Raw genomic sequence first — 26,544 nt, forward strand, 5'->3', positions numbered from 1 at the left:
GACGGACCGATCCGAAAGGAACGGTTTCTCCTTTAGAGTTCCATTCTCTTGGCGTCTCGCCAGAGTCTGTCTAGATTATAATATTCTCTTTTTTCGGGAGTCATGATATGAATGATGATTTCGCCGAAATCTAAAAGTGTCCAACCCGAGTTCGCTGAGGTTCCGGTTTTATCCGCTTCCTTGTGCGCTAGTTTATATTCTTTTAATGTTTTTCTGACTTCTCTTGCGACTGCGTTCGCTTGAACGGCCGAGTTGACGGTGCAGATGACGAAGTAACTTAGATAGCTATTCACACCTTCTAAGTTTAGAATGCTGACTTCTTCACATTTTTTATCCACCATGATGTCGTGGATGATCTGAAGAATTTCTTTGGTTGTTGGGTTTTGTTTGGGAGCGGGGGTCATGAATCTTTATTTTCTCGGTTCGTAATCGGAGCCGACCACGACGGTCGCGTCGAGGCCAAGATCCTTTCTCAGTACGTGATGTACTTCTGCTTTTTCTAATACTGTCGATATGCGGTCCATGATCGCCGTGTTTCCGGAACGATCGATGACCACTGTTTTAGGAAATCCTTTTTTCCAAGCGTTGTCCGCGGCGAGAACCTTGATTCTTTTATCGGAAAGAATACTGCGAACGTCCTTTGCAAGACCCGCTACTTCGGTTCCGTTCAACACTTCGGTTCTTGCGAATTCCGCGTCCATAAAAACATCGGAGTTCATGTCCTTGGAGAATTTGCGAAACGCAACTCTGGCTCTCGCTATATCGGTCTTCAGATAAAGTTTTTTCGTCTTAGGGTCGTTAGACGGTTCACCCGGAAGTTCCGAAATGCCGAATTGAATTCTTCTGGAATTGGCGAACTTAACAAGACTTACAAAATCCTCTTTGGAAAGATCGGATTCGATCAGACTGTGAGCGAAGATCAGAAGAGGAGTGGTTAAGAATTCTTTTCTTTGGGAAAGAGTTTCATACAAAGTAAGCACCGCGCTTTCTTGACGGCTGATTCTTTCCAAGTAATCCAAGGTTTCTTTTTTATCCATCTTACTCGCGTAGTCGTACACGTCTTGACCGGACATCGTATAAACGCCCGGTTCACGGTTGTATTCGGAAGAATTGCGTACGGTTTTGTTATCCGTATAAACGCTCAAACCTCCGAGAAGATCCACGATACGAATCCAATTGGATGCGGTAAGAGAAATCGTATAATGCGGCTTGGCTCCGATCAAATCGGTGACCGCGCTTTTCACGGAGGACTTGGCCCCCGATTTCAAAAGATCCAAGGAATCGTCCGGATCGTCGAACGATGTGATCGGATGAATAAAATATAACGCGCAACGATTGTTCGAAGGAAACAAGGTTGCCAAAACGCCGAATTCGTATTCTTCGTTATCGCCGAGAGCATGAAATAAAAAATAGATCGGTTTACCGGCCGCGATTTTTTCTTCCAAACCGGTTCGATTGAATTTGCTAATCAGAAAGATAAGTGCGGAAAATAAGAGAATACCCGCGGCGATATAAAGCGGCCAGCCGGTTGTTTTTTTAGAAGGTTCTTTTGAATCCAAACGTGCGCTCCGATTCCATTTCAAACCGGAAAACCTGACTGTCAAACGGTTATTTTCCGAATGTTTTTCGTTTCAAAGCGGAGAATCGAATCGCGTACGATCGAACTTTTATTGACGAAGATTGAAAACTTCCTAAAAATCCATTCTTACGTTTTAAATCCAATCGGCCTTTGCCCGGGAGAATCAAGTGAAATCAACGATGATGAATTATCAACTAACCGTTCCCGCCATTTTAAGAAGAGCTTCCGAGGTTCATCCCGAAAAAGAAATCGTAACGAAGATGAACGACGAATCGATGCACCGTTATACGTACGGAGAATTTTCGGTTCGTGTTAAAAAGCTGATCGATTCTTTGCAAAAACTCGGGATCAAACCGGGGGATCGGGTCGCGACGTTTGGGATGAATCATTATCGGCACTTGGAAGTTTATTTTGCGGCTCCTTCGATGGGTGCCGTTCTTCACACGTTGAACGTCAGACTTTTTCCGGAACAACTCGTGTATATCGTAAACGACGCGGAAGATTCCGTGATCTTCGTGGATAAAAGTTTGAGTAAGATTCTTTACGATCTGCTTCCTCAGTTTAAAAAGAAACCGAAGTTCGTTCTGATGGACGATCTCGAGGCGATGGAATCCGCGCCTTTGCCGGATTTAGTAGATTATGAAATTCTAATTCAGAATGGAAATCCGGATGTCGCCTTACCCGAGTTAGACGAAAATTCGGCCGCGGGAATGTGTTACACATCGGGAACGACCGGAAATCCGAAGGGAGTCGTATACAGTCATCGTTCGATCTATCTGCACAGTATGTCGATCTGTATGTCCGATAGTCTCGGGGTTTGCGAGAAGGAAACGATTCTTCCCGTGGTTCCGATGTTTCACGCGAACGCCTGGGGAATTCCGTTCGGTTGTGTGATGACCGGAGCGATTCTTGTGTTTCCGGGAAAACATCTTTTGGGTCACGGGCTTGCTTCCCTTTTGGAACAAGAGAAGGTGAGTATGGCCGCAGGAGTTCCCACGATTTGGAACGTACTCTACCAACATCTGAAAAAGAATTCCTACAACCTAAGCAATCTTCATACGATGATCGTCGGAGGATCGGCGGCGCCCCAATCCATGATCGAAGGATTCAAAAACGATTTTGGAATTCACATTCTCCACGCGTGGGGAATGACGGAGTTGTCGCCGGTCGGAACGGTGTGCAGACTCAAAACGACGATGAAGGACTTAAACGAATTAGAAAAATTGCATATTCTTTCCAAACAAGGACCCGCTGTCGCCGGTGTGGAACTCAGAGGAATCGACGATCAGGGAAAGGAAATTCCAAAGGACGGAAAAACTCCGGGAGAGATGATCGTAAGAGGACCTTGGATCGCTTCTTCCTATTACGGAAATCCAAGCCGAGAATCGTTTACTTCAGACGGTTGGTTTAGAACCGGAGACGTGATTACGATCGATGCGCATGGTTATGTTCAAATCACGGATCGCAAAAAGGATCTGATCAAAACAAGGGGAGAATGGATTTCCAGCGTCGAGATGGAAGGTTATGTTTTAAAAGCTCCCGGTGTTTTGGAAGCCGCGGTGGTCGCCAAACCCGACGAAATACGTGGAGAAGTTCCGGTCGTGTTTGTGGTCGCAAAGGAAGGTGAAACCGTGGATAAAAAATCCGTTCTTGAAATTCTTAGGGAGAATTTTGCGAACTGGCAAGTGCCTCATCAAGACGACATTCGTCTGATCGACGCGATTCCGAAAACGAGCGTGGGTAAGTTCGACAAGAAGGTTTTGCGTGCGGGAATGGCTAAACATTCTTGAAGTCGATCTTAGAAGAAGTTTATTTTAAGAGGAAGTTGCGGCGATTGAAACGTCCTATTTCAATTTGCCTTGACGGATCATTTTGAAAAAAGCAAAATAACGTAACGGATCGATACGATGATTACTTCCTCTCAAGTTCAACAAGCGCTTTCCTCATATAAAGAAGAGCTCGTCGAGTTAGGCGTTGAAAAACTTTTTTTGTTCGGCTCCGTTGCAAGAAAGGACAACCAAGAAACAAGCGATATTGATATCCTTGTAAAATTCCATTCCGGAAAAAAAAACTTCGATAATTTTATGAATTTGTCCTTTCGTTTGGAAGACATTTTGCGGACTCCTGTGGATCTTCTGACCGAGGATTCCTTAACCGGTGAGATGAAAGGCTCGATACTCGCAGAGGCTCTTCCGATTGAAATCTGATTTATCGTATTTGAATCATATCCAAGGTGAAATCGGGTTCTTAATTTCAAAATCGGAAAACTTCACTCAAGAACAATTTCTTGCCGATGAAGTAATGAAAAGAGCTTTTGCGAGAAGCATTGAGATTATTGGAGAAGCCGCAAACAAACTTTCCGATCCGTTGAAAAAGAAATATCCGACGGTGGAATGGAAAAAATTATCGGCTACGCGTAATAAACTGATTCACGGATACTTTGTCGTAGATTACGAAATCGTTTGGGACTTGGTAAAAAATAAGATTCCGAATTTAGACTTGCAAATCTCTACGATACTGGAACGCGAAAAAACGATGTTCGACTAATCTATATTCAATTCGCTTATCATCTCACGCAACGAACGCCCGCGTAGTTGCTGAGGTGATCCCAACGGATTTCTCCCTTGAATACGTCCAGGTTGTAGGCTCCGTTTTCTCCGACGGAAACGGTCGAAGACCAATATCGTTTATCGGCGTCGTTTTCGGTCCAGGATTCGGTTTCTCCGTTTTCGTAAGAATCCTCGAGCTCCTCGATCGTAGGAAGACGAAGATCCTTGGAGTCGCAGATCTGACTCGCCTGATACCAATTGTAACTTCCCTCCGAAATCTCCCAAAATTTATCCTTGGACGAGGATTGTCTTTTGATTCGTTTCTTTTCGGAATTCGTTTTTTGAATATTCAAAGATTGGAATGTGTTTTTGGACGTATTCTGACTCGCACCCGGATTTGAGCTTGAACTCGCGTTCTGGTCGACGTTCGACTTTGCGCCCATTTTCGGAGAACTCGGATTTGTTTCTCCCTGAAAATGAATGTTCAAAAGTTTTTTAAATTCTCGATTCGGATTGGAGAGCTCCGCAGTAGTTTCGAGAATTTCCTTGAGTTTGGATTTTGCGGAACCCCAAAAAAGACCGGTTTTACTTTCCCAGTCGGCTCCGAGTTGATGACTGTTTACGATCTGAGTCGGGTTTCTCGTTTCCAAACCCTCGTGTAAAAGAGAATCGATCTGTTCCTGAAGCGAAATCGGATTCTTCAGTTTTTGATTCACACGTTTGATTTCTTTTTTGATTCTTTCAAACTGCAAAAGACCGGCGAACTCCGATTTGGCGAGTGTCACGATTCCGTCGGCCAAGGCGTCGTGAATCCGAACCTGATGGGTTTCCTTTTCATCCTCCGTATCGGCCAGAGCTTCCGCGGTGAATTCCTTTTCGATCAAAAGATAAAGCGTTTCCAAACGATTGGTCAGATGAGAACGGCCCGTTCTTTCCGCGGTCTCCGATTTTTTTTCGATCGTTTCCCGCATGGATTTGTAAGGAACGGAATTCTTATCCGCAATCTCCTTTAGAAGATTTGCATATAGTTTGGAAGAAAGGGAAAAGTCGAATCGGGAATACGCCTGGTCCGCCTCTTTTTCCTTTAGAGAAAACAAGGCCAGTTCCACCTTGTCCTTTCTTTCCTGAATGCTTTGTTGAATCTGAAGTTGTTTGTGTTTTTCGGGAACCTTGGAAGAATATTCCTCTCCGAGAGAAATATAATCGACGAGACGTTTTTGCAGATCCTCCGAGTTTCCTTGTCCCGCTACGAAAAGATTTTGATCGGCTTCGTTTATCTTTTCCTTATATTCCAAACTGTAGTTGTTCGTGATGCTTGATTGGATTTCGCGAACGAAAGGTTCCAACTTTTTTAGGGATTCTTCCGAAAGACGATCGTTAAACGCTCTTAGGATTCGATCGTATGTTTGTGTGGATTCCGAAAATTCTTTGGAAAGACTTTGTTTTGCGGCCTCGTCCAATTCTTCCCTTACCTCGTCCAAAACTCCTTCGAGGATTTTATCCGAGGTTTTGAATTCCATAGAGTTTAGGTTCGTGCCGGGAACGGGTTTGATTTTTAAGAAGGCCACGCTTAAGTTTCCGTTTGTCGAAGCGGGGATCTGATTCGGATCCAGATTGTAACGATTGTCTAAAAGTTTTTTACCGGATTCTCCCGCGTAATAATCCAAAAGAAATTCCGGAAACTCCATTTGAAACGTGGACTTGATCGAATAGTTTAAGGTTTTTGAATCTCTTGTCTGATTGCGAAGAGAAACATATACGAGTCCGTTTTTCGAGGAGATGTTTCCGGAGATCACTTCGTTCGCGTCGATTGCGTCCGCGATCTGTTTCATACAGATTTCATCGGAACAATCCAACTTCTGAAGGAGGGCAACTTTTTTATAAAGAATGGCGAGGGATTCGTCGTCTACGATCGTGTATTTTCCTTCGAAGTTTCTAAGGACGGAATTGATGATCCCGTTTCGAAATCGATTCTCCAATCCCGCGTTTAGATTTCCTTCGACCGCCAGTTTATGAACGTAAATTTTTGAGGACTTGGATTGGGCCGAGGTTTCGGCTACGATAAAAATAGATAAAAGAAAAACGAAAATAAAAAGAAGTCTGACGTTCATCCGTTGATCCTGATTTTTGAAACGACTGTCTGCTTAAATCCGATCTTGGATCGGAGAAAAGTAAACAATTATTTGAATTCTTCGAAATAGGATTTACAATCTTATCGATCGGAGAGGTTTAGATTCTCGGAAATCGAAATACTATGTTCTTATTTTTGTTTTTGATTCTTTCTTTGGGAACCCTCGGCGCCGAACCTATTTCTAATTTCGCCTTTTATAATCTAAAAGAGGAAAGAATCGTTCTTTCCAATTCGCTTGAGAATTTTTCGGAAAAGGACGTTCTCATCCTGAACTTTACGGGTTCTCAGTGTAAACCCTGCAAGGAACAGGTTCCCGTTCTTTTGAATCTTACCGCACAAACCAATCTTTCCACAGTGGGAAAATGGAAAACACATCTCTGGATCGTGTTCGTAGGGGACGATTTTCGAACCGGAAAAGAATATTCAGATTTACTAAAGTTAGGCGGAATTGCCGAGTCGCTCGTCGATCCTTTGTCTTCGAGTTATTCTCAGGCGAAGATCAAGGGTGTACCCACGGTTTTTATTTTGAATCGGAATCGGGAAATTCTTTTTCAATCGGAAGGATATACTCCGGCCGGGGTCGCTTCTCTGAAGAATTTTTTGAGTTCGCTCGGAAAATAGAATTTCGAGATCGGACAAAAATTCGATTTTTACGAATCCACGTTTCGGGGACGCAGTCAAACAAATATATGGAAAACACTTGGCTCAATAAATGGAACGAACGATACAGTCAGGAAGAATTCGCATTCGGTGAACAACCGAACGAATATCTGAAAGAACAATTAGAAAAATTGAATGCAGGAACGATTCTTTTCGCCGCGGAAGGAGAGGGAAGAAACGCGGTATTCGCGGCCAAACAAGGATGGAAGGTTTCCGCGTTTGACATCAGCATCGAAGGACAAAAAAAGGCCTTTCAACTTGCGGACAAAAATCAAGTAACGATCGATTATCGAGTCGGCGAATTGGAAACGTTGAAGTTTCAGCCCGAGCAGTTTGACGCGATCGCTTTGATCTACGCGCATTTTCCTTCGGATATAAAGTCCTCTCTTCACAAAATTTTGAATTCTTATCTCCGTAAAAACGGCGTAATCATCTTCGAGGCTTTTAGTAAAAATCACGTGGGTTATCTCGCAAAAAATCCGAAGGTCGGAGGTCCTACCGAACTCGCTATGTTGTTTTCAATCGAAGAATTGAAGTCCGATTTTCCGAACTACGAGATCATCGAGCTTACGGAAAAGGAAATCGAATTGAACGAGGGTCTGTATCACAACGGAAAGGGTTCGGTGATTCGATTCGTGGGTCGCAAAAAGTGAATATTCTCAAATCTTAATGTTCTTATCCTTAATGTAGGAATGCCATAGGATCATCGCCGCGACGGAACGAAACGGTTTCCAAGTTTCGGCGATGGAAAGAATTCTTTCCTTGGACACGTCGGCCGGTAGGTTTTTGACTTTTTTAAAGGATTGAATCAACGCAAGATCTCCGATCGGAAAAATATCCGAACGATGCAAACCCATCAAAAGAAAAACGTCCACGGTCCAGTTTCCGATTCCTTTGATCGAGACGAGTTCCTTTCGGATTTCTTCGTCCGGTTTTTCGGGCAACTTGCCGAGTAAAAGCCGTTTGGATAAAACCGCGTCCGCGAGATGACGGACATACGCGGTCTTTTGTCTGCTGAAGTAACATTCTCTCAATTCGATGTCGCTTAACAAAATAATCTTTTGCGCCGTCACCGGTCCGATCCTGTCTTTCAGTTTGACCAAAGCCGCTTTGGCTGAAGCGAGAGAAACCTGTTGCTCCAAGATGATATGAACCAGGGTTTCGAAATTCGGTTTGCGGCTCCAAAACGGAGGATAGCCGTATTTAAGAAGAATTGAATGTAGCTCGCGGTCCTTTTTCGACAATCGATCGCAGATGGAATGAAATTCTTCCTTTTCGAACTTTCGAATCTTTTCCTTCAAAGTTTTAAGTTTCCTTTTTTTGATTGCCAATAAACTAATTATTTGTTTAGTGGCTCCTATGAATTCTCAACGCCCCGCCGCATTAGGTTTTATATTTGTAACGGTCCTCATCGACGTGATCGGTTTCGGAATCATCATTCCCGTATTGCCGAAACTCATACAAGAATTAACTCAGGGAAGTTTGAGCCAAGCCGCATGGGACGGCGGACTTTTGATGTTCGCGTATTCTCTCGTTCAGTTCGTCTGCGCTCCGTTTGTCGGCGCCCTCAGCGATCGATTCGGAAGAAGACCGATTCTACTCGCGTCTCTTTTCGGATTTGCATTGGATTATTTATTTTTGGCGTTCGCTCCTTCCATTCTTTGGCTTTTTGTGGGACGGGTTGTGGCTGGAATTATGGGCGCGAGTTTTACAACCGGTTACGCTTACATCGCCGATATCAGTCCGCCCGAAAAAAGAGCGGAGAATTTCGGAATACTCGGAGCGGCATTCGGTTTGGGATTTATCATCGGACCGGTGATCGGAGGTTCTCTGGGTCAGTTCGGCTCCAGAGCTCCGTTTTTGGCCGCGGCGGGTTTTGCGCTTTTGAATTGGTTGTTCGGGTTTTTCATTCTTCCCGAATCCTTGGCTTTGGAAAATAGAAGAAAGTTCGAATGGAAGAAGGCGAATCCGATCGGTTCGCTTATCAATTTGCAACGTTATCCTATGATCGTCGGTTTGGTAGTTGCGTTTTTTCTAATAAACACCGCAGCTCACGCGGTTCAAGGAACTTGGAATTACTACACGATGGAAAAATTCCAATGGGACGAAGCGATGGTGGGTTATTCTCTCGGAGTTGTGGGTCTTGTTTATGCGATCACACAAGGAGGTTTGATTCGGATCATTCTTCCCGCGTTGGGACAGAACCGAAGTATTTATCTCGGTCTTGCATTGAACTCGCTCGGATACGCGTTATTCGCTCTTGCCACGAAAAGTTGGATGATGTTCGTCTTTTTGATTCCGTATTGTCTCGGTGGAATCGCGATGCCCCCTTTGCAAGGAATCATGTCGTCTCAGGTTCCGGCAAACGAACAGGGAGAATTACAGGGAGCTCTTACGAGTTTGATGAGCGTGACGGCCGTGATCGGACCCGTTTTGATGACCGGTCTTTTTTCCTACTTCACGGCAAAGGGTGCGCCGGTTTATTCTCCCGAAGCTCCTCTTTGGATGGGAACGATTTTGACCGCGGTCAGTCTTTGGATCTCGGTGGGTTCCCTTAGAAAACATCATTCTTAATTGAGAAAAAAAGAATATTGTGAAACTTTGATGTTTTTGAAAAGGTCAAGAAATTGCAGATGAAAGGGTTTTTATCCGGATCGAAACTTTCGTTTTTGGGAATCGTTCTGTTGTTCATCGGATGTTCTTCGTTTCCGCGGGAAAAACCCTCGGTGATTCCGAACGATCAAAAACTTCTTCTCGGATTCATCAACGAAGACGGTCGAGTCTACAGTTCCAAGATCGGCGTTAAAACGAAATACAAGGAAGCCGAGGACAAACTCAATCAATTCGAAGAGAAAGTCCACAAACCCTTGATGGAACGTTTCGATAAACGAATCGAGGAGATTAAAAAACACGGACTCGAACTCGAAAAAAACAGTACATCGATCAAAAGACAATTGGTCGCGGCCGTTTTGATCGCATTGATCGTTCCGATTCCCGGCGCGGTGGAAACCGTTCTTACCGTGGGTTTGATCACGATCGCATATAGAAAGATCCGCGAAAAAAAAGAGGATCGGATCGCAAAGGCCGCAGTGGAGGAGTTGATTCAAAACTGCGACGCCGCGCGTGAAAATCTGATCGAGTTTCAAAAAAATCAACTTTCCGATTTCGTAAAGAATTGGAGAAAGGAATTCAAAAAAGAAACGAATCACGTAGTCAGTCATACAGATCCGAACGATATTCGAATCTACGACTTTGTGAGTGAAAAGTTTCAGAAAGACGGGGAGTGGTTGAAGAGCCGGGCGGAAACGGAACTTACACACGCGAATCAATACTGCGCTCAGGAAATCGCATTCAAAAATCCTGAAATCAAAAAATAAACAGTCTAAGTTTTAATCTTATGAAAATCATTTCAGCAATCCTCAAAGATCTCGGAGACAATTTTCGAGTTCGAAGAATTCTTCCCTCGATCGAAGCGCGTCACGTCGGACCGTTCGTATTCGTGGATCACATGGGACCCGTTCCGATTCAAACCGGAAAAGAACTTTCGGTTCGTCCTCATCCTCATATAGGACTTGCGACGATTACGTATTTGTATGACGGAGTTATTTTTCACAGAGACAGCATCGGGTCCGAGACTGCGATTCGTCCTTACGAAGTCAATTGGATGACCGCGGGGAACGGGATCGCACACAGCGAACGTTCTCAGTTGGATTCTCAATACACTTTTTTGGAAGGAATTCAAACCTGGGTCGCGCTTCCAAAAGAATACGAAGAAGTGGACGCTGAATTTTTTCACCTCGATCGCAAGGACATTCCGGTCATTCACGGAGACGGATGGGAACTCAGACTTGCCGCCGGAGAATTCTTAGGAAAAAAATCTCCCGTAAAAGTTTATTCAACTTTGTTCTACGCGGACTTGGAAACAAAACCAAACGCAAAGGGAGAATGGAAAATTCCAGACGATCAGGAATCCGCGTTGTATGTCGCTCGAGGAAGTTTGAAGATACAAGGTCAGACGATCGGAATCGGTCAGATGGCGGTGTTCGCGCCCGGTGAAACCATAGAGTTTTCCTCCGAAGAAGGAAGCAGGGCGATTCTTTTAGGCGGCATTCCGTTTCCGGAACAAAGACATCTTTGGTGGAATTTCGTTTCGACTTCCTTGGAAAGAATCGAAAAGGCGAAACTGGAATGGAAGGAAGAACGTTTTCCAAAAGTTCCGGGCGAAACGGAACGAATTCCGTTGCCCGAACCTAAATTATAATATTAGGATTTACGAATGCTTACGGGGACGCCGCTGAATGCCGCGTTTCCCGAAAGTTCGTCGATCGCTTTTTCGTCCGTAAGATCGTTGATGCTCACACCCGCGAACTGACTCGCCACATTCAAACGAACCCCGTTTTTTCCGTGACCAAAACCGTGCGGAATACTCACAACACCCGGCATGATTTCGTCCGTGATTTCGGTTTGAATCAGAATTTTTCCGACTCTGGATTCCACTTGAACCTCTTCCTCTTCGCCGATTCCAAGTGAACGCGCGTCGTCGGGATGAATCATCAACGTACAACGATTTTTACCGGTCATCAATTTGGGAAGATTGTGCATCCAGGAATTGTTGTTTCTTAAATGTCTTCTGCCGATCAAAAGAAAATTCTTACCGTTTTCCGGAACGGACCATTCTTCGAACGTACTCGCAAGTCTTGGAAGATCTTCGAGGATCGGTTTGGGAAGAAGGTTTATCTTTTTATTCTCCGTCAAAAGTCTTTCGGGAAAACAAGTCATCAAAGGACCGAGGTCGATTCCGTGAGGATTCTCCTTTAACAATTGAATGTTGAGCATACGATTGTGTTTTCCTTTTTCACCGTACGGTCCGCCTTTTAATGCGAAGTCGATGATAGAAGCAGGCCCGAGTTTGGTGGTGATGAGTTCGCTCGGAAGAGGTTTACCGGAACGTAAAAGCTCGAGACGTTTCGTAAGATCCACAAAAATTTCCCAGTCGTGAAGCATTCCCGGTTGCGGTTCGAAAACCGGTTGTGCGTATTTCGTAGTATTACGAACGGCGAATACGTTAAAGATCATATCGTAGTGATCGTGTTCCAACGTCGAAGTCGGCGGGAGAATGTAGTTTGCGTGTTTTGTGGTTTCGTTGATGTAAAAATCCACGGAAACCATAAATTCAAGATTTTGAATGCCTTCTTCCAACTTCGCGCCGTTAGGCGTGGATAAAACCGGATTCCCCGCCGAGGTGACAAGCGCTCTGACCTGACCTTCTCCCCGAGTGAGAATTTCATCGGAAAGTGCGGCGACCGGAAGTTCTCCGTTGAACTCGGGAAGTTTGCGGACCCTCGAATGAAAGGAATGGAAACTACCCGGAGAACTTTTTAACGCTCCTTTCGGATCGATCGGATCCACCGCGGGAAGGGTGAACATCGCGCCCCCGCGTTTGTCCATGTTCCCGCTCAGAACGTTCACAAGATTGATGAGCCACTGGGAAAGAGTTCCGAATGCTTGTGTGGAAACTCCGATTCTTCCGTAACAAACCGCGCTTTCGGAAGATGTAAATTCCAGCGCGATTCGTTCGATCGTAGCCGCGTCGACTCCGGTGACTTTTTCCACTTTGGAAGGCGCATAACGCGAGGAGAGTTCGCGGATCCGGTTCAGTTCCTCCGAATCCCAAAGCGCGGAGGATTTTACGAGATTCTTCTCGAAAAACACATTCAAAATCGCTAATAAAAAGAAAGCGTCGGCTCCGGGACGGATAAAAACGTGTTCGTCGGCATTGGAAGCCGTTTCCGTTTTTCTCGGATCGACCACGACGAACTTACCGCCTCGTTCCTGAAGTTCCTTCAGTCTTTTTTTGACGTCGGGAACGGTCATCAAACTGCCGTTAGACGCAAACGGATTTCCGCCCAGGATCAGAAAGTATTTCGTATGATCGATGTCCGGGATCGGAATCAAAAGCTGATGTCCGAACATAAGATAGGAAACGAGCTGATGCGGAAGCTGATCCACGGAAGTCGCGGAATATTGATTTTTCGTTTTTAAACGATTGGTAAAACGATCTCCGAACAACATAGAACCGTAGTTGTGAACGTTCGGATTTCCGTTGTAAATCGCGACTGCGTCGTTTCCGTATTTGTTTTGGATTTCAAAAAGAGCCTTTGCGGTTTCGGAAAGGGCTTCGACCCAAGTCACTTGAACCCAACCTTGTTCCGTTCTTTTGACCGGAAACTTGAGACGATCCGGATCTTCGTAGAGATTTTTGAGTTCGGGTCCTTTTGCGCAGAGATGACCTCGGCTAAACGGATCCTCTTTGTCGCCTCGAATCGCCGAAATTTTTCCGTCTTCGACTTCGATTCTAAGACCACACATTGCCTCGCAAAGTGTACAAGAACGATAGTGGGTTTGTGAACTCATAAAATTCTCCCTAGTTTCAACACATTGATAGAATCCCGAATTTCAAAATGGGCAAGAATTTTATAATCTCAAAGGTGATCCAAGGGAAAATAAAACGTTTTTTGGCTCAATCTTACGCCCAATGTCCCGCTCGATCTATCTAAAAAAGTGAGGGCTTCGTTTTCAAAAGGCTTTTCATGAAAGCGGAGAATCGAATTCTTTCCTTTATGTCAGTAGAACCGGATCCAGACCTCAAACTTCAAAAGGACTTTGCCGAAGCGTTCTTTTTGGAATTTCGAGAATTCTTCGGAGATGAAAAAGAACTCGGGTATGAACTATATTCTTTAAGCGGGGGAGAATCCGGTCCGAAAGGGAGTTGGGCGACGTTTACGATTCGCAATCCTTTCGGAGGAAGATCTCTCGTGTTTCGATACGATCCGACTTCTCATACTTTTTTCGCGATGCTCAAGATTCAGGTGATTCCCGGTGAAGAAGATTGGGATTTGGATTCTTTGTTTCGACGAAAGGGTTATCCGGTTCCCGAGTTTACGGAATCCTTAAAACGCGCGGGAGAATGGATCTTTCATTCGATTGCGAGACATTATTTCGGTGCGATCTTCGAGTTTTGTCCCCGCATCTTAGAACCCGATTTTGTTCCGGGAGAATGAGATAGAATCGAATCGCTCGTAACGAATCGTCGAATCGCACGCGCTGTGTTGCGCTTTTGAGTTATGGTTACACATTATCGAGTTATAACGCGACGTCAAAAAGAAGAATTCAAACTTGTTGATTCATTCAAACCCAGAAAGGATCGACCATGTCCCTATCCGAACACGAATTACAAGAAGCACTTTCCAAGGCCATTCTCAGCCAAGAAGAATCGAAGATTCAAGAACTGATTTCCGCAGGCGCCGATCCGAATCGTATAACGTATGTTAAAAGTCTGGAAGTTCCTCTTTGGTTCAGCGCTTTGCCGATCAGTTTTTCAGGCGGTGTTTCCTTTAAGTCGAAATCTCTTTCGGTGCTTCTTCAAAACGGAGCCGACATACACGCATCCAACGGAAAAGGAAGCAACGCTCTTTCCAGTCTTGTATATTATTGTAAGGACATCGAAAGGTTTTCCGAAGCCGTAAAAGTTCTCGTTTCATTCGGTATGAATCTGAATCAAGGAAAGGAAACCGGAAAAACCATTCTTTACAGCGCGGTATATGCGAGAGATTTTAAGAAAGTAAAATTCTTACTCGAACAAGGCGTCGATCCGAATACGGTCGATATCAAAGACGGAGAATCTCCTTTGATCCGCGCTTGTATCAATTCCGATAAGGGTCAGGACGAAATCTTAAAGATCGTGGACGCGTTGATTACAGCGGGCGCGGACGTAAACGTTCACGAAACTTGGACGGGACGATCTTCTTTGATGTGGGCGGTTCGACAAGGGAATTTGGACGTTGCAAAACTTTTAGCAAAGGCGGGGGCCGATCTAAAGGCGGAAAATCCAAAAGAGAATCTAAACGCGTATTTGACCGCATTGGAATTAAAACACTACGACATCGTAGAATGGTTGGACGGACTGGGCGCAAAAGATACATCCGCACGACCTTACAGAGCTTTACAATATAAGAATATTCAAAAAGAAGAATGGAAAGAATCGATTGCCGCCGGTCTCAAAGCGAAGGACGTTTTCCCGGACGATTGGAAGGTCCCGTATAATATCGCGTTTGCATATTGGAAACTGGGTGCCTTGGTGGAATCCGGTCAATGGGCGCAGAAAACCCTCGAAATAGAATTCAATCTGGGCGCCTTGAATTTGATTTTTACGAATTACATTCACAAATCCGATCCGGAAGGAGCTCTTTCCGTTTGGAAAAAATACAAGGCTCAGGTTATGGAGGACAAAGGCAACAGCGGCGACAAGGGAAACGTTTTAACGAACGTCCTTTGGGCTTATTATGCGACAAAAAAATATTCCGAGGCGATCGAAGATCTGGGAAATCCTTGGAGCATTTCCACGGATGAGAATACCTTTTTTCTCAACTTGGCCTGCATTTATGTTGCGTTAGGCGATACGGCGTCGGCGATTCGGGCGGTTATGGAAACTCTTCGTCGCAAATATCCGATCGATAAGTTGAAGAAGGACGCCGATCTAGAACCTTTGGCGGGAACGACCGCGTTTCGAGTGTTGATCGACAACGTAAACAATCCGCATGTCAGCGAAACCGTTTCTCGCGGAAACGATTTCATCGAACTGATCTGGAACGACGACGAAGTCATCGAACGCAATCAGTTTGCGGAAGAGGAAATTTCTCAGAACGTTTTTAAGTTCGATTCTCCACACGAAGCCTTGCTTAAGTTCGCCGAACTGGAGGACGAACATATCGGAACCGGTTGGAAATTGGATTCTTCCAAAGTCCTGGATGTAGAAGACGATTTAGCGGCGGAGCTAAACGAAGTTTTGATGGAGTATGCGGATTCTCAAAAAGCGGATTTAGGCGCTTTGCTTCTCGAATGGGATTATGAAGACGACGGATTCTCCTATTATCTTTGTCTCGAAACCTATCAAAACTTGGAAAAGGCCCGCAAACGATATTCGGAATACCACGGTACGGATCGGAATACGGTCTACGAAAACAATCTCGAACATCGGGATCGGATTTACGCGCAGGTTTCTTTTGAAAGAATGATCGACCGTTTGATCCAAGGAGAAGGTTTTCAAAAGGTGAAGAAACTTCCTTTGTTTTTCTTTGTTCACGCCGAGCATGATTCGGGGAACGAATTCTCGGTCGAACGAAAGGTTTGAGAACCTGAGAATGTGGGAACTACCACGTTTTTAGAAATCCGGGAATCCTTTCGATCTCCAACGAGTGTAGGAACTACTTCGTTTTCGTAGATCGGGAAATCCTTGTTTCAAACCGGTTAAAAGATTCTTCCTTTAAAAAATTGACAAAAAACAAGGTTTACACCACAAGGCTTCCGAAATTTTTGGTCTTAGAATGGAAATCCGCAACATAGCTATCATTGCCCACGTAGACCATGGGAAAACCACACTTCTGGACGGAATTCTCCGTCAAACCGGCGCCGTCACTGCAAAAGAAGACGGGGAAAGGATCATGGACTCCAACGACCTGGAAAAGGAAAAAGGAATCACGATCAAGGCGAAGAACACCGCCGTGGTTTACAAAGGAACCAGAATCAATGTCGTAGATACTCCCGGCCACGCGGATTTCGGCGGGGAAGTGGAACGAGTTCTCGCAACTGCGGATTCTTGTCTTTTACTCGTGGATGCTTTCGACGGACCGATGCCACAAACTCGTTTCGTATTGGGAAAATCCCTTCAGCTCGGACACAAACCCATTCTCGTAATCAATAAAATCGATCGTCCCGGTGCAAGACCCGAAGCCGTCGTAGACATGGCTTTTGATCTTTTCTCCGACCTCGGAGCAACCGACGAACAACTCGACTTCCCGATCGTTTATGCTTCCGCAAAACAAGGTTGGGCGGTTCAAAATTTAAGCGAATCTCCGGGCACGAACTTAGATCCTCTTTTGGACACCGTTCTCAGTCATGTTCCGCCCGTTCAAGCGGACACAGAGGCTCCGCTTCAATTCCAAGTGACTTCCTTGGATTACAACGACTATGTAGGAAGAATCGCGGTCGGAAAAATCTATGCTGGAAAGATGGCGCTCGGAATGAACGTGATCCAACTCGCGGCAAAAAAATCCGACACGGCCGCGCCTGCGGACACTTCCCTTTTTAGAATTACTAAATTGTATAACTTCGAAGGTCTGAAACGAAACGAAGTCAATAACGCGGAAGCGGGTGATATCGTTGCGATCGCCGGTCTTCCCGACGTGTTTATCGGGGATACGATCTGCGAACCGGGTAAACCGGCTCCAAGACCCGCTATCGAGGTAGAAGAACCGACCGTTTCCATGTTCTTTATGGTAAACAATTCTCCGTTTGCCGGAAAAGAAGGGAAGTTCGTAACGACCCGAAACATCCGCGAACGCTTGGACCGAGAACTCGAAACCAACGTTGCGATGAGACTCGAAGAAACCGAGGACAAGGATCGTTTTAAGGTTCTAGGCCGCGGTGAACTTCACTTATCCGTATTGATCGAAACGATGAGAAGAGAAGGATTCGAAATCCAAGTTTCTCGTCCCGAAGTAATCTTAAAATCCAATGAACAAGGTCAAAAACTCGAACCGTATGAGTATTTGGTAATGGACATTCCCGATCAGTTTACCGGTCAGATCATCTCCGAACTCAATCGCAGAAAGGGAGAACTCCAGTTGATGGACGCGCATCCGTCCGGAATGACTCGTGTCGAGTTCGTAATTCCGACACGCGGAATCATCGGTTTCAGAGGATACTTCATCTCTGAAACTCGTGGAGAAGGTGTGATGTCTTCCCGCTTCCTTCGTTTTGACATTTACAAAGGGGATATTCCAGGTCGTAAGAACGGCGCCTTGATTTCTATGGACTCCGGAGAATCTACGGCCTATGCTCTTTGGAAGATTCAAGAAAGGGGAGAATTGGTGATCGGACCAAATACCGCGGTATATCCCGGAATGATCATCGGAATTCATTCTCGTGAGAACGACCTGGAAGTGAACCCCGTTAAAGAGAAAAAACTCAGTAACGTACGTTCTTCCGGAGCGGACGAAGCGATTCGTCTTGTTCCTCCGAGAAAATTCTCCTTGGAACAAAACATCGAGTTCTTGGACGACGATGAACTTTTGGAAGTAACTCCTGCAAGTTTACGTCTTCGTAAGAAATACCTCGACGCGAATATGCGCAAACGCAACAAGTAAAACTTCTTTCGAGAGTTTTGGATTCGTTATGGATCTGAAACTCTCGAAAAAATTCTCTTTTCGATTCACATTCAATTCCGAACTTCCCATCTGATTCTTCCCTTCCTTCTATTTCACTTTTCTCTTCGGTTGATGTCTTTCCATCTCACTCTCTTTTAAATTTCATTTCTTTTCTTCTTTCCTCTTGATTTCATTTCCCTTCTCTTCTCGTTTTTTAATTTGATATTAACTCTTCGTTTTAATTTTCATTTCGATTTTCTAAACTTCTATTTCAAAAAATTCACTTTATATTTCGTTCCGAATCAAAGGTCTTTGGTTCCTCTTTCTTTGTTACTCGTTTCTCATTTCATATTTCAGTTTATAAAAACGAATCTTAGAATTTCGAAAAGATGGAACCGATCCAGATAATCTTCTGTCTACGGAGAATAGAAAGGATTCAAAGAATAGAATATAATAATTTTCTCCGCAGAATGCGAATCGTAAAACCAACGTTAGTTGCAATTGGATTTATGATTCAACCGTGTTCATTTATAACAACAAAGAGGATTAAAAATGAAACTGATTGTTGTTATAGGAGAATGTTTTAGTTCTGACGATAAAATTTGGATCTGATCGTTTTTTACGCGTTTTGTCCATCGAGGAATTTTTTTGCCTAATTCTTATTCGAGATTTTTTTTGGCTCACTTCCGCGGTTCATGCGTATCAATTATAAAAAGTAAAAATTTTTGTTTCATCGAATGTTAGAGAGTTATAGAATTAAAATTTATATTTGCGGGAAGATTCTCCAAAAAATTCCCGTAAAGGGTCATGAGAAGCTATGAAAGCTTTTATTAAGGATCTTTTGTATCATAGGGATAATGAGATTCAATCCTTGAATGGTCTTCGGGCGTTTGCGATCGTTCTTGTGATTCTCAATCACTACGCGCTCGCTTGGAAGGATGTCGGAACATTTCAATCCGATTCTTTTTTTTGGTCCGGTGTGGACTTGTCTTTTGTGTTGAGCGGGTTTTTGATTTCCAAAGGGCTATTGAGCGATTGGAATCGAAACGGAACGATCAACTTCAAACAGTTCTATTTAAAACGAACACTGAGAATCTTCCCTGCCTATTTCTTTTTTATCCTGTTCAGCTTAGTTGCTTTCAAATTCGCGTTGAAGATCGCGCAAAAAAAGGGACTTGTTTTCGAATCGTACATACTTTCCTCCAGGCTTTCGAACGCGTGGGGTGATTTCGTATTCTTGGGAAATTATTTCCCGGGAATGAACATTCATACCTGGTCCTTGTCGATCGAAGAACAATTCTATCTTGTGTTTCCTTTACTCTGTAGTTTGTTTCTGTTTAAAAGAGTTTCACATCGTAGGCAATTCTTTCTTTGGGGTTTGGTTTTGATTCCGACATCGGTTCGAATCGCGGTTTATATGACCACGACCTATCCTCTCAGTCCGGAATACTTCGATGAAATTTATTTACCAACGCATACCCGGTTTGATTCTCTTTTAATGGGTGTGATCGCGATGGATCTTTTTACGAGTCATAAGAATCTGATGGATCGTTTGCGACGGGAAGATCGGCTTTATTATCCGCTTCTATTTTTGTTTTTTTCGTTTTTGTTGATTGCACATTGGGTTCATCAGGAGACGACGGGGTTCTTTACCCAAACCTTTAAATACAATCTTTTGAATATAGGTTTTGCGGGAATTCTTCTTCTCGCGGTGGTCCGTTTGGAAAACGGGTTCGCTCGATTCTTAAGTATGAGAATGTTCGTTCCAATTGCAAGATTGAGTTTTACGATTTATCTTTGGCACTTGGTGCTGATCGGAGTGGCTCTTTCCATTCTGGGAATCAAATCGGAACCGACTTCCAATCTTACTTTTTTCGTTCAGTTTACGGCCGTTCTCGGTTTGATCGTGATTCTTTCGGTTCCTTTCTATATTCTCATCGAGTATCCGTTTCAGTTTTTGAGAATGAAAATTCTTCCTCAAAAAAAGAAAGTTCAATCTTCTCAACTGCAACCTCTATACAAGGTTCAAGAGAAACCTTCGGTTTTATTTTTAGATATGGCTTCGGATCGAAACATGGTGGGTGTACATCCGAAACGTTCTTGAAAGAGTTTGTGAAACGCGGATTTGGAATTGAATCCGGATGCGTAGGCCGCGGAGAGAACGGATCTTTGAGGCTCTTCGATCAAAATTCTTGCGGCCTCATCCAAACGAAAACCGGCTACGTATTCTCGAAACGGTTTACCGAGATTTTGATTTAAGATTTCGGAAAGTTGGTGCGTATGGATTTCAAGTTCCTCCGCAAGACGTCCTAAAGTAAGATCCTCGTCGAGATAATATCTTTCACTTCGCATTAAATCGTTAAGACGAAATACGATCTCGTCGACGTTCACACCCTTGAGTCGGCTTTCCGTATATCGAGCCTCTCTGGATTCCTTTTTGAATTTTTCGATCCAAACTCCGTTCGTGCTGTTTCCGATTAAAAAAACGACACACATCAAAACGGAAACTCCCGAAGAAGCGATTAAGAATAAAGGCATGTAAAGAATTTGCGCGATTACAAAAAGGATCAGAACAAAAATCGTTCCCGCAAAAAGGAATAGAAACGGACGGAAAGAAGCGCGTTTGTTTTTGTCCGTCGTCGTGTTGAGCCATCTCCATACATTTTTTATCAAAGTGATCGGATAGATGAAATTCAATACGGTTCCCAATACGAGCAGACCGAGTATGATCGAATGGTAAGGATCGGAAGGGTTTGTCAGAGCGATGAATTCTTTTTTAGAGTTTGCATCGCGCAGATAAAAAGGCAGTAGAATGAAAAACGAGAATAGGGCTGGAATTAAGTGAATCGGAGAAAGGCGATTCGGAATTTGTCCGCTTAAATTCTGAAAGTAAAGATAGGTCAGGGGTCCGATCAAAAAGATAAACGGAATGTGAAATTCGCCGAACCGGGAAAATCTTATAAGCCGATCGGACAATTCGAAGAAGATATGGAGTTGTACAAAGGCCACGGATAGGAATAAAAGTGTAACCGCGTGTTTTTGTATAAAAATTGTTAAACGACTTTGTTTTGGCCGGGACTCGGGTGATTCGTTTTTATCGTTTTGTAAATCCTCCGATCGATTTCGCAGTGAAGTCAGAAAGCCGGAAATCGCAAGTAAGGCCGCAAGCCCCGCCCCGAAGGCCAAAAAGGTATACATGCAGGGTATTGAGGTCGGTATTTCCGTTCGAGTCCAGATTTTTTTTCCCGTTTTTGAGGTTTGTCCAAGTCCGTTTGTATCCGAAAGGACGACCCGGAACCGAGGACGGTGTAGAATGAGGACATGAAAACAAAACGTCCACCTTCGTTCTTCCGAGTTCTCGGCTTCGACAACCATTACAAATTTCTAATGCGAATTCTTGGCCTATCCGTATTTGCCTTTGTTTTTTCGGTTTATACCTTCGAGCTTTCGGCGGAAACGCAAACGATTCCTAAATACCAGAGTCGATTCGGAAGAACACGTCCCGTGGTCGCCGTAATCGGAGACAATTATATGACGGAACTCACGGACTTCGTAATTCCATACGGGGTGTTGACTCGTTCTCAAACTGCAGACGTGTTTGCCTTGGGAACGGAGATCGGTACGATGAATCTTTTTCCCGCAATGAAAATCGAAGTGAAGGAATCACTTTCAACCTTTGATCGAAAATTTCCGGAAGGAGCGGATTACGTGATCGTTCCGGCGGTTCATCATTCCGAGAATCCGATTCTTTTAAAATGGTTGAACCTTCAGTCTTCCAAAGGCGCAACCGTGATCGGAGTTTGCGACGGGGTTTGGGTGGTCGCAAACGCGGGCCTTTTAAATGGAAAGAAGGCGACCGGTTTCTGGTATTCCTTAAATGATCTGGAAAAAAAATTCCCGAAGACTACATGGATTCGAAATCGAAGATATGTGGCCGACGGAAAGATCGTGACGACAACCGCGGTTACCGCTTCGATTCCGGTTTCTTTGGCTTTGGTCGAAGCGATCGCCGACAAGGAAGCCGCGATGAAAGTCGCCAAAGACCTGGGAGTGAACGATTGGGATCCGAATCACGATAGCAATCGATTTCGCTTAACGATGAATTCGGTTTATACGATCGTTTCGAATACGATTTCGTTTTGGTCTCATGAGGAGATAGGAATTCCGGTATTTTCGGGAATGGATGAAATCAAACTCGCGTTAGTCGCCGATGCGTATTCTAGAACGTATCGTTCTCACGCTGTTTCCGTCGCGGATTCTTCGGAAAAGAAAATCGAAACACAAAGCGGTTTGGTTTTGATTCCGGATGTGAATGTGAACCAAACCAAGTCCGTGGATCGAATGCTCCCTAAGTTCGATGCGACTCCGGCAGTGACCGAGTTTGAATTCGCTCTAAGAAAAATAGGGGAACTCTACGGAAAATCAACCGCGGCCTTCGTAGCGCTTTTGCTCGAATATCCGCAGTTCTGAAAATTACTTTTCGTTTTTGAGTTTTTCGATTTCCCGGATGAGTTCTTCCTTACTTACGTTCGGATCGGATTTGAGTTTGCGAATGAGTTCGTCCGCGGTCGCTCTTTTGTTGATCGCCTTTCTATCGATCGTACCTTTGAGAACGACTGAGTCGCCTACGGATACGGGAAGAATTTTTTTACCGTCGATCGGCTCCAAGGTTCCGGATTGTTGAAATACTTCCACGATCTTGTATGGAATTTGATCCTTTCCGACGAGGAAAATCATTCCGGGTTTGATCAACTCCGTTTTGGAAAATACGGATACGATCTTTTCCGTTTCTCCGGGAATTTTATAAAAAACTACTCCGGCGATTTCGTTGTCGATCGTTACGTTTTTCTGATTCACGTTAGTCGTAATTCTTCCCTGAAACGGCTCGCCGATTTTAGTAAACGTCGCTTTAGAAAACTTTAAAGTTCTTCCGTCCGGCGAGATTTCTCCCAAAAGATTGCCGCTCGCGGTAACGTTGCCGACTTCTCTTACTTTCGAAGCCGCGCCCATCTCGCTGAGTTTCCAAAGTCTCGGATCGCTTTGTCTTTTGCCCATGTGAAGCTGGTGGAATTCCTGATAGAGCGATTCCTGTAAAAGAATTTCGTTTTCGCTCGTTACGATTCCGCCGGTTCTGATTCTCCATTCTTCCCGATCCTCGCTCGCGAGAAAGCTGAGTCTGACGATCACCTTTTTTTCGAAGGCAAGATCCCCGTTCGCTTTCGGAAAAACGCTCAGCACCTCCAGTTTCATCTTGTCGTCTTTTGCCCATTCGCCGCTTTCGGAGGAAAGATAAAAGCCCGCGAGATCCGGGTTCGCGGGAATCGGTTTGCCTCTGAGGTTGCCGCCGCATTGGACGAACGCGAAAGTATATAATAAAATAAGAATATATCCGATCTTTGTATTCATAAAAGTTCCGAAACTTAGAATTCCTCTTAACCCGAGACCGTAAAGTATCTTTTTAAGGTTCCCTCGTTTTTCGAAAATGGAACGCGGAAACGCTTTGAAAATCCAAAAAACGGCAACGAAGGCCGCGGTAAAGGATTGACTTCTTTTTTTGCCGGTGTGGAATTCTACGCGGTTCAAATCCTATTTATGCGGAGAGAATTCTATGTTTATCGGACATTACAGCGTTGCGTTCGCTCTCAAGAAAGCCGTTCCTAAAACTCCGTTTTGGTCCTTGCTCGTCGGAGTTCAATTCGTCGATTTTTTGTTTATGATTTTCATTATGATCGGGATCGAGCACATGAGACTCATTCCCGGATTTACCGCGAGCAATCCGTTCGATCTTTATTACATGCCGTATACACACAGTTTGGTGGCGGGTGTTCTCTGGTCGATTTTCGCGTTTATTCTTTTTTACTTTTTGACAAAGACTGAGGAAGGAGTCCCCCGATGGAAGATTCCGTTTGCGGTTGCCCTTTCCGTGATGTCGCATTATATTTTGGATCTTCCGGTGCACACACCCGATCTTCCGATCTTTACGGACGATGGATTGAAGTTGGGACTCGGTCTTTGGAACAATCTCTGGTTGACCGTCGGAATCGAAGTTGTATTGACCATTCTTTCCTTCGCTTATTATTTAAAGGGAAGTTTGCAAGGAGAAGGTTTTGCGGGTAAGTGGGGAATGATCGTACTCGCCGGAATTTTTCTTTTGTTGGTCCTGATCAATCCGTTCGCTCCCGTACCGGATAACATATATGCGTTTGCGATCCAAGCCTTGTTTCTTTATACGTTGATCGCGATCGCGGGTCATAAACTCGACGAAAAAAGAATCTATAAAAATTCTTAAGGACAGTGCGGAATTTTATTTCAGAACTCGTGACTTAGAGGATAAGGAAACGCGACATCGATGAGAAGTTTCGCATAAGAAAGGCTTGTCAAGAAAGGTCTAAATTTCAGAGTTAAGAATGTATGGCAACTCGGGACGATTCTCAGGAAAAGAACGAAACTAAAAAACGTCCTCTTCATAATATCTACGGAAAAGAGATTCTTAAAAAACGTCTCGAAGCGGAGAATTTTCCGAGGACCACACTTTCCTTTTATCGTTATGTCATTTTAGAAAATCCGGACGAACTTAGAAATCGTCTTTACGCGGAGTGGGATGCGCTCGGCGTTTTGGGAAGAATTTACATCGCTCACGAAGGAATCAACGCACAACTTTCGATCCCGTCCCACAATCTGAATTCTTTTCGAGAGAATTTGGATTCGAGAAAAGAATTGAAGGACATGCCGTTTAAGATCGCCGTTCAGGACGAACACGGTTCCTTTTTAAAACTCGATCTTAAGGTTAGAAAAAAAATCGTAGCCGACGGATTGGAGGACGGAACCTTCGATGTGACTAACGTGGGAACGCACCTGAACGCCGAAGAATTCAATCGTCATCTCGAAGAAGGAAAGTCCATCGTCGTCGACGTAAGAAATCATTACGAAAGCGAGATCGGTCATTTCGAGAACGCGATTCTTCCCCAATCCGATACGTTCCGAGAAGAGATGCAAATGCTTCTGGAACTTTTAAACGGTAAAGAAGATCAGAAAATTCTAATGTATTGTACGGGCGGAATTCGTTGCGAAAAAGCCAGCGCTTGGCTCAAACACCACGGATATCAAGACGTAAATCAACTTCACGGAGGAATCATCGCCTACGCTCACGAGGTTTCCGAAAAAGGACTCGAATCGAAGTTCAAAGGAAAAAATTTCGTGTTCGACGGAAGATTGCAGGAAGCGATCGGAAACGAAGTCATTTCAACCTGTCATCAATGCGGAGAAAAAAGCGACCGTCACGTAAACTGTGCGAACCCCGGATGTCATATTCTTTTCATTCAATGCGAAAGTTGTTCCGAAAAGTTTGAAGGATGTTGCACCGAAGAATGCAGAACGGTTTTACACCTTTCCAAAGAGGAACAAAAAGAAATTCGTAAGGGCAAGTTGAACGAGAATCGTTTTTTTACGAAGTCCAGAATCCGTCCGAAAGTTTCCGAACTCTATCGGAATCAATAACCTTTCGAAACCGATTGAACGTTTAACGAAGACGTTCTTTTGGACCAGAACCACGCGAGGGTAACACCCGCGATTGCGTGCCAAATTCCCCAGGTTGCGGCGATGATCGCCATACTTCCCTGACCGCCGAAAAAAGCGAAGATCAATACAAGACCGAGTCCCGAGTTTTGAATCCCGGTTTCAATCGATATACAACGTGCGTCCTTTTCTTCGAGACGCATCAGTTTTGCGAAGTAATAACCCAAAAGAAAGCCCACGGAGTTCATTAGGAAAACGTAAAGAAAGACTTTATGAATTACCCTTAAAAAGATCTGAAAATTTGCCGCGAGTGCGATCACCAAAAACGCGACGAAGATCAGAGCGGAAAGAATTTTGATCGGCTTTTCGATCTTTGCGGTGACCTTCGGTAAATATCTTTTTGTCAAAAGCCCGAGAACGATGGGGATCACCAAGATCACGAGAATCGCCTTAAAAACGTCCCAGGGATTCAGGGTGATTTCCTTTAAGGCCGCGTGAACCGGCGGATATAAATTTCCCCAAAAGAAAAAATTAAACGGAGTCGCGAAGATCGCGAGCGCTGAAGAAAACGCGGTCAACGAAATGGAAAGAGCGGTGTTTCCCTTTGCGAGAAGTGTGATGAAGTTCGAGATGTTCCCGCCGGGACAAGCCGCGACGAGAAGCATTCCAAGAGCCACTCCGGGAGGCGGATTCAAGATCCAGAGCAACAGAAAGGTGGCGAACGGAAATAGAACGAACTGGGAAAGAATTCCCGTGATGGACGCCTTCGGCTTATCGAATAGAAGTTTAAAATCCTCTAATTTAAGTTCGAGAGCGATCCCATACATGATCAATCCCAAAAGAAGATTCAATAAAGCTAAACCGCTTTCGTTGAAATTAATCCGAACTGCGTCCAACTCGTGCATA

General features: G+C 44.4%; 23 protein-coding genes. 15 read left to right on the forward strand and 8 right to left on the reverse strand.

The features are described 5' to 3' along the window. Positions 1-32 precede the first annotated feature (32 nt). Complete coding sequence (rsfS, locus tag CH367_RS19670) at positions 33-404, reverse strand: ribosome silencing factor (protein WP_100764200.1); 372 nt, start codon at positions 402-404, stop codon at positions 33-35. Positions 405-410: 6 nt separating this feature from the next. Further along, positions 411-1,604 carry an LCP family protein gene (locus CH367_RS19675; protein ID WP_100764201.1) on the reverse strand — a complete coding sequence of 398 codons (1,194 nt, stop codon included), beginning with the start codon at positions 1,602-1,604 and terminating at the stop codon, positions 411-413. 142 nt (positions 1,605-1,746) lie between these two features. Here CH367_RS19675 and CH367_RS19680 point away from each other — a divergent pair, with 142 nt between their 5' ends. From CH367_RS19680 to CH367_RS19690, 3 genes are all read left to right on the forward strand, one after another. Next, positions 1,747-3,369: a long-chain fatty acid--CoA ligase gene (locus CH367_RS19680; protein WP_100764202.1), complete on the forward strand. Its 1,623-nt coding sequence runs from the start codon at positions 1,747-1,749 to the stop codon at positions 3,367-3,369. Positions 3,370-3,486: 117 nt separating this feature from the next. Further along, positions 3,487-3,786, forward strand: a complete 300-nt coding sequence (locus CH367_RS19685; RefSeq protein WP_208862017.1) for a nucleotidyltransferase family protein — start codon at positions 3,487-3,489, stop codon at positions 3,784-3,786. Further along, the gene (locus tag CH367_RS19690; RefSeq protein ID WP_100764203.1) at positions 3,776-4,126 is read left to right on the forward strand and encodes a HepT-like ribonuclease domain-containing protein; all 351 of its coding nucleotides are present in this window, start codon (positions 3,776-3,778) and stop codon (positions 4,124-4,126) included. The genes CH367_RS19685 and CH367_RS19690 overlap by 11 nt, the downstream gene beginning before the upstream one ends. Before the next feature lie 19 nt (positions 4,127-4,145). On the opposite strand, the gene CH367_RS19695 is transcribed toward CH367_RS19690, so the two are convergent. Then, the gene (locus CH367_RS19695) at positions 4,146-6,107 is read right to left on the reverse strand and encodes an Lcl C-terminal domain-containing protein (RefSeq protein ID WP_425268890.1); all 1,962 of its coding nucleotides are present in this window, start codon (positions 6,105-6,107) and stop codon (positions 4,146-4,148) included. 275 nt (positions 6,108-6,382) lie between these two features. Here CH367_RS19695 and CH367_RS19700 point away from each other — a divergent pair, with 275 nt between their 5' ends. Together CH367_RS19700 and CH367_RS19705 are read left to right on the forward strand one after the other, a co-directional pair. Further along, positions 6,383-6,880 carry a TlpA family protein disulfide reductase gene (locus tag CH367_RS19700; RefSeq protein ID WP_100764204.1) on the forward strand — a complete coding sequence of 166 codons (498 nt, stop codon included), beginning with the start codon at positions 6,383-6,385 and terminating at the stop codon, positions 6,878-6,880. 68 nt (positions 6,881-6,948) lie between these two features. Further along, a complete protein-coding gene (locus tag CH367_RS19705) occupies positions 6,949-7,572 on the forward strand; it encodes a class I SAM-dependent methyltransferase (RefSeq protein WP_100764205.1) in 624 nt (207 codons plus the stop codon). A 6-nt stretch (positions 7,573-7,578) separates the two neighbouring features. Here the strand turns inward: CH367_RS19705 and CH367_RS19710 are convergent, their stop codons facing one another. After that, a complete protein-coding gene (locus tag CH367_RS19710; protein WP_100764240.1) occupies positions 7,579-8,220 on the reverse strand; it encodes a DNA-3-methyladenine glycosylase family protein in 642 nt (213 codons plus the stop codon). A 58-nt stretch (positions 8,221-8,278) separates the two neighbouring features. Between CH367_RS19710 and CH367_RS19715 the strand changes: the two genes are divergently transcribed. The 3 genes from CH367_RS19715 to CH367_RS19725 are packed head-to-tail and all read left to right on the forward strand — an operon-like array spanning position 8,279 to position 11,180. Continuing rightward, the gene (locus CH367_RS19715) at positions 8,279-9,493 is read left to right on the forward strand and encodes a TCR/Tet family MFS transporter (protein ID WP_100764241.1); all 1,215 of its coding nucleotides are present in this window, start codon (positions 8,279-8,281) and stop codon (positions 9,491-9,493) included. Between the two features lie 59 nt (positions 9,494-9,552). After that, a complete protein-coding gene (locus CH367_RS21040) occupies positions 9,553-10,296 on the forward strand; it encodes a hypothetical protein (RefSeq protein ID WP_244284649.1) in 744 nt (247 codons plus the stop codon). A gap of 20 nt (positions 10,297-10,316) precedes the next feature. Next, positions 10,317-11,180 carry a pirin family protein gene (locus CH367_RS19725; protein WP_100764206.1) on the forward strand — a complete coding sequence of 288 codons (864 nt, stop codon included), beginning with the start codon at positions 10,317-10,319 and terminating at the stop codon, positions 11,178-11,180. A 2-nt stretch (positions 11,181-11,182) separates the two neighbouring features. Here CH367_RS19725 and CH367_RS19730 read toward each other — a convergent pair whose 3' ends face one another. Continuing rightward, the gene (locus CH367_RS19730; protein WP_244284652.1) at positions 11,183-13,288 is read right to left on the reverse strand and encodes a molybdopterin oxidoreductase family protein; all 2,106 of its coding nucleotides are present in this window, start codon (positions 13,286-13,288) and stop codon (positions 11,183-11,185) included. A 251-nt stretch (positions 13,289-13,539) separates the two neighbouring features. On the opposite strand from CH367_RS19730, the gene CH367_RS19735 reads away from it, so the two are divergent. The 4 genes from CH367_RS19735 (at position 13,540) to CH367_RS19755 (ending at position 20,227) form a co-directional block, all read left to right on the forward strand. Next, positions 13,540-13,980 carry a hypothetical protein gene (locus tag CH367_RS19735; RefSeq protein WP_100764242.1) on the forward strand — a complete coding sequence of 147 codons (441 nt, stop codon included), beginning with the start codon at positions 13,540-13,542 and terminating at the stop codon, positions 13,978-13,980. Between the two features lie 149 nt (positions 13,981-14,129). Next, the gene (locus CH367_RS19740; RefSeq protein WP_100764208.1) at positions 14,130-16,109 is read left to right on the forward strand and encodes an ankyrin repeat domain-containing protein; all 1,980 of its coding nucleotides are present in this window, start codon (positions 14,130-14,132) and stop codon (positions 16,107-16,109) included. Between the two features lie 193 nt (positions 16,110-16,302). Beyond that, complete coding sequence (typA, locus tag CH367_RS19745; protein ID WP_100764209.1) at positions 16,303-18,123, forward strand: translational GTPase TypA; 1,821 nt, start codon at positions 16,303-16,305, stop codon at positions 18,121-18,123. Positions 18,124-18,940: 817 nt separating this feature from the next. Continuing rightward, positions 18,941-20,227 carry an acyltransferase family protein gene (locus CH367_RS19755; protein WP_100764211.1) on the forward strand — a complete coding sequence of 429 codons (1,287 nt, stop codon included), beginning with the start codon at positions 18,941-18,943 and terminating at the stop codon, positions 20,225-20,227. Here the strand turns inward: CH367_RS19755 and CH367_RS19760 are convergent. Continuing rightward, positions 20,149-21,321, reverse strand: coding sequence for a helix-turn-helix domain-containing protein (locus CH367_RS19760; RefSeq protein WP_100764212.1), 1,173 nt, complete (start codon positions 21,319-21,321; stop codon positions 20,149-20,151). The genes CH367_RS19755 and CH367_RS19760 overlap by 79 nt on opposite strands. 123 nt (positions 21,322-21,444) lie before the next feature. Here CH367_RS19760 and CH367_RS19765 point away from each other — a divergent pair, with 123 nt between their 5' ends. Continuing rightward, positions 21,445-22,593, forward strand: coding sequence for a DJ-1/PfpI family protein (locus CH367_RS19765; protein WP_100764213.1), 1,149 nt, complete (start codon positions 21,445-21,447; stop codon positions 22,591-22,593). A 3-nt stretch (positions 22,594-22,596) separates the two neighbouring features. Here the strand turns inward: CH367_RS19765 and CH367_RS19770 are convergent, their stop codons facing one another. Next, the gene (locus CH367_RS19770) at positions 22,597-23,529 is read right to left on the reverse strand and encodes an LIC12353 family lipoprotein (RefSeq protein ID WP_100764243.1); all 933 of its coding nucleotides are present in this window, start codon (positions 23,527-23,529) and stop codon (positions 22,597-22,599) included. 202 nt (positions 23,530-23,731) lie between these two features. Here CH367_RS19770 and CH367_RS19775 point away from each other — a divergent pair, with 202 nt between their 5' ends. Together CH367_RS19775 and trhO are read left to right on the forward strand one after the other, a co-directional pair. After that, positions 23,732-24,412, forward strand: coding sequence for a hypothetical protein (locus CH367_RS19775; RefSeq protein WP_100764214.1), 681 nt, complete (start codon positions 23,732-23,734; stop codon positions 24,410-24,412). 122 nt (positions 24,413-24,534) lie between these two features. Then, entirely contained in the window at positions 24,535-25,620 is a 1,086-nt protein-coding gene (trhO, locus tag CH367_RS19780; protein ID WP_100764215.1) for an oxygen-dependent tRNA uridine(34) hydroxylase TrhO, read from the forward strand. On the opposite strand, the gene CH367_RS19785 is transcribed toward trhO, so the two are convergent. Next, positions 25,614-26,543, reverse strand: coding sequence for a bile acid:sodium symporter family protein (locus CH367_RS19785; protein WP_100764216.1), 930 nt, complete (start codon positions 26,541-26,543; stop codon positions 25,614-25,616). The two genes, trhO and CH367_RS19785, sit on opposite strands and share 7 nt — an antisense overlap. Position 26,544: the final 1 nt, after the last annotated feature.

This window comes from Leptospira barantonii, assembly GCF_002811925.1.
GTDB lineage: Bacteria > Spirochaetota > Leptospiria > Leptospirales > Leptospiraceae > Leptospira > Leptospira barantonii.

What these genes read in the sequence shown, in the direction of transcription:
- rsfS (WP_100764200.1), bottom strand. Translation starts at nt 404, where the DNA reads ATGACCCCCGCTCCCAAACAAAACCCAACAACCAAAGAAATTCTTCAG.
- CH367_RS19685 (WP_208862017.1), top strand. Translation starts at nt 3,487, where the DNA reads ATGATTACTTCCTCTCAAGTTCAACAAGCGCTTTCCTCATATAAAGAA.
- CH367_RS19700 (WP_100764204.1), top strand. Translation starts at nt 6,383, where the DNA reads ATGTTCTTATTTTTGTTTTTGATTCTTTCTTTGGGAACCCTCGGCGCC.
- CH367_RS19705 (WP_100764205.1), top strand. Translation starts at nt 6,949, where the DNA reads ATGGAAAACACTTGGCTCAATAAATGGAACGAACGATACAGTCAGGAA.
- CH367_RS19715 (WP_100764241.1), top strand. Translation starts at nt 8,279, where the DNA reads ATGAATTCTCAACGCCCCGCCGCATTAGGTTTTATATTTGTAACGGTC.
- CH367_RS21040 (WP_244284649.1), top strand. Translation starts at nt 9,553, where the DNA reads ATGAAAGGGTTTTTATCCGGATCGAAACTTTCGTTTTTGGGAATCGTT.
- CH367_RS19725 (WP_100764206.1), top strand. Translation starts at nt 10,317, where the DNA reads ATGAAAATCATTTCAGCAATCCTCAAAGATCTCGGAGACAATTTTCGA.
- CH367_RS19730 (WP_244284652.1), bottom strand. Translation starts at nt 13,288, where the DNA reads ATGTGTGGTCTTAGAATCGAAGTCGAAGACGGAAAAATTTCGGCGATT.
- CH367_RS19735 (WP_100764242.1), top strand. Translation starts at nt 13,540, where the DNA reads ATGTCAGTAGAACCGGATCCAGACCTCAAACTTCAAAAGGACTTTGCC.
- CH367_RS19740 (WP_100764208.1), top strand. Translation starts at nt 14,130, where the DNA reads ATGTCCCTATCCGAACACGAATTACAAGAAGCACTTTCCAAGGCCATT.
- typA (WP_100764209.1), top strand. Translation starts at nt 16,303, where the DNA reads ATGGAAATCCGCAACATAGCTATCATTGCCCACGTAGACCATGGGAAA.
- CH367_RS19755 (WP_100764211.1), top strand. Translation starts at nt 18,941, where the DNA reads ATGAAAGCTTTTATTAAGGATCTTTTGTATCATAGGGATAATGAGATT.
- CH367_RS19760 (WP_100764212.1), bottom strand. Translation starts at nt 21,321, where the DNA reads ATGTATACCTTTTTGGCCTTCGGGGCGGGGCTTGCGGCCTTACTTGCG.
- CH367_RS19765 (WP_100764213.1), top strand. Translation starts at nt 21,445, where the DNA reads ATGAAAACAAAACGTCCACCTTCGTTCTTCCGAGTTCTCGGCTTCGAC.
- CH367_RS19770 (WP_100764243.1), bottom strand. Translation starts at nt 23,529, where the DNA reads ATGAATACAAAGATCGGATATATTCTTATTTTATTATATACTTTCGCG.
- CH367_RS19775 (WP_100764214.1), top strand. Translation starts at nt 23,732, where the DNA reads ATGTTTATCGGACATTACAGCGTTGCGTTCGCTCTCAAGAAAGCCGTT.
- trhO (WP_100764215.1), top strand. Translation starts at nt 24,535, where the DNA reads ATGGCAACTCGGGACGATTCTCAGGAAAAGAACGAAACTAAAAAACGT.
- CH367_RS19785 (WP_100764216.1), bottom strand. Translation starts at nt 26,543, where the DNA reads ATGCACGAGTTGGACGCAGTTCGGATTAATTTCAACGAAAGCGGTTTA.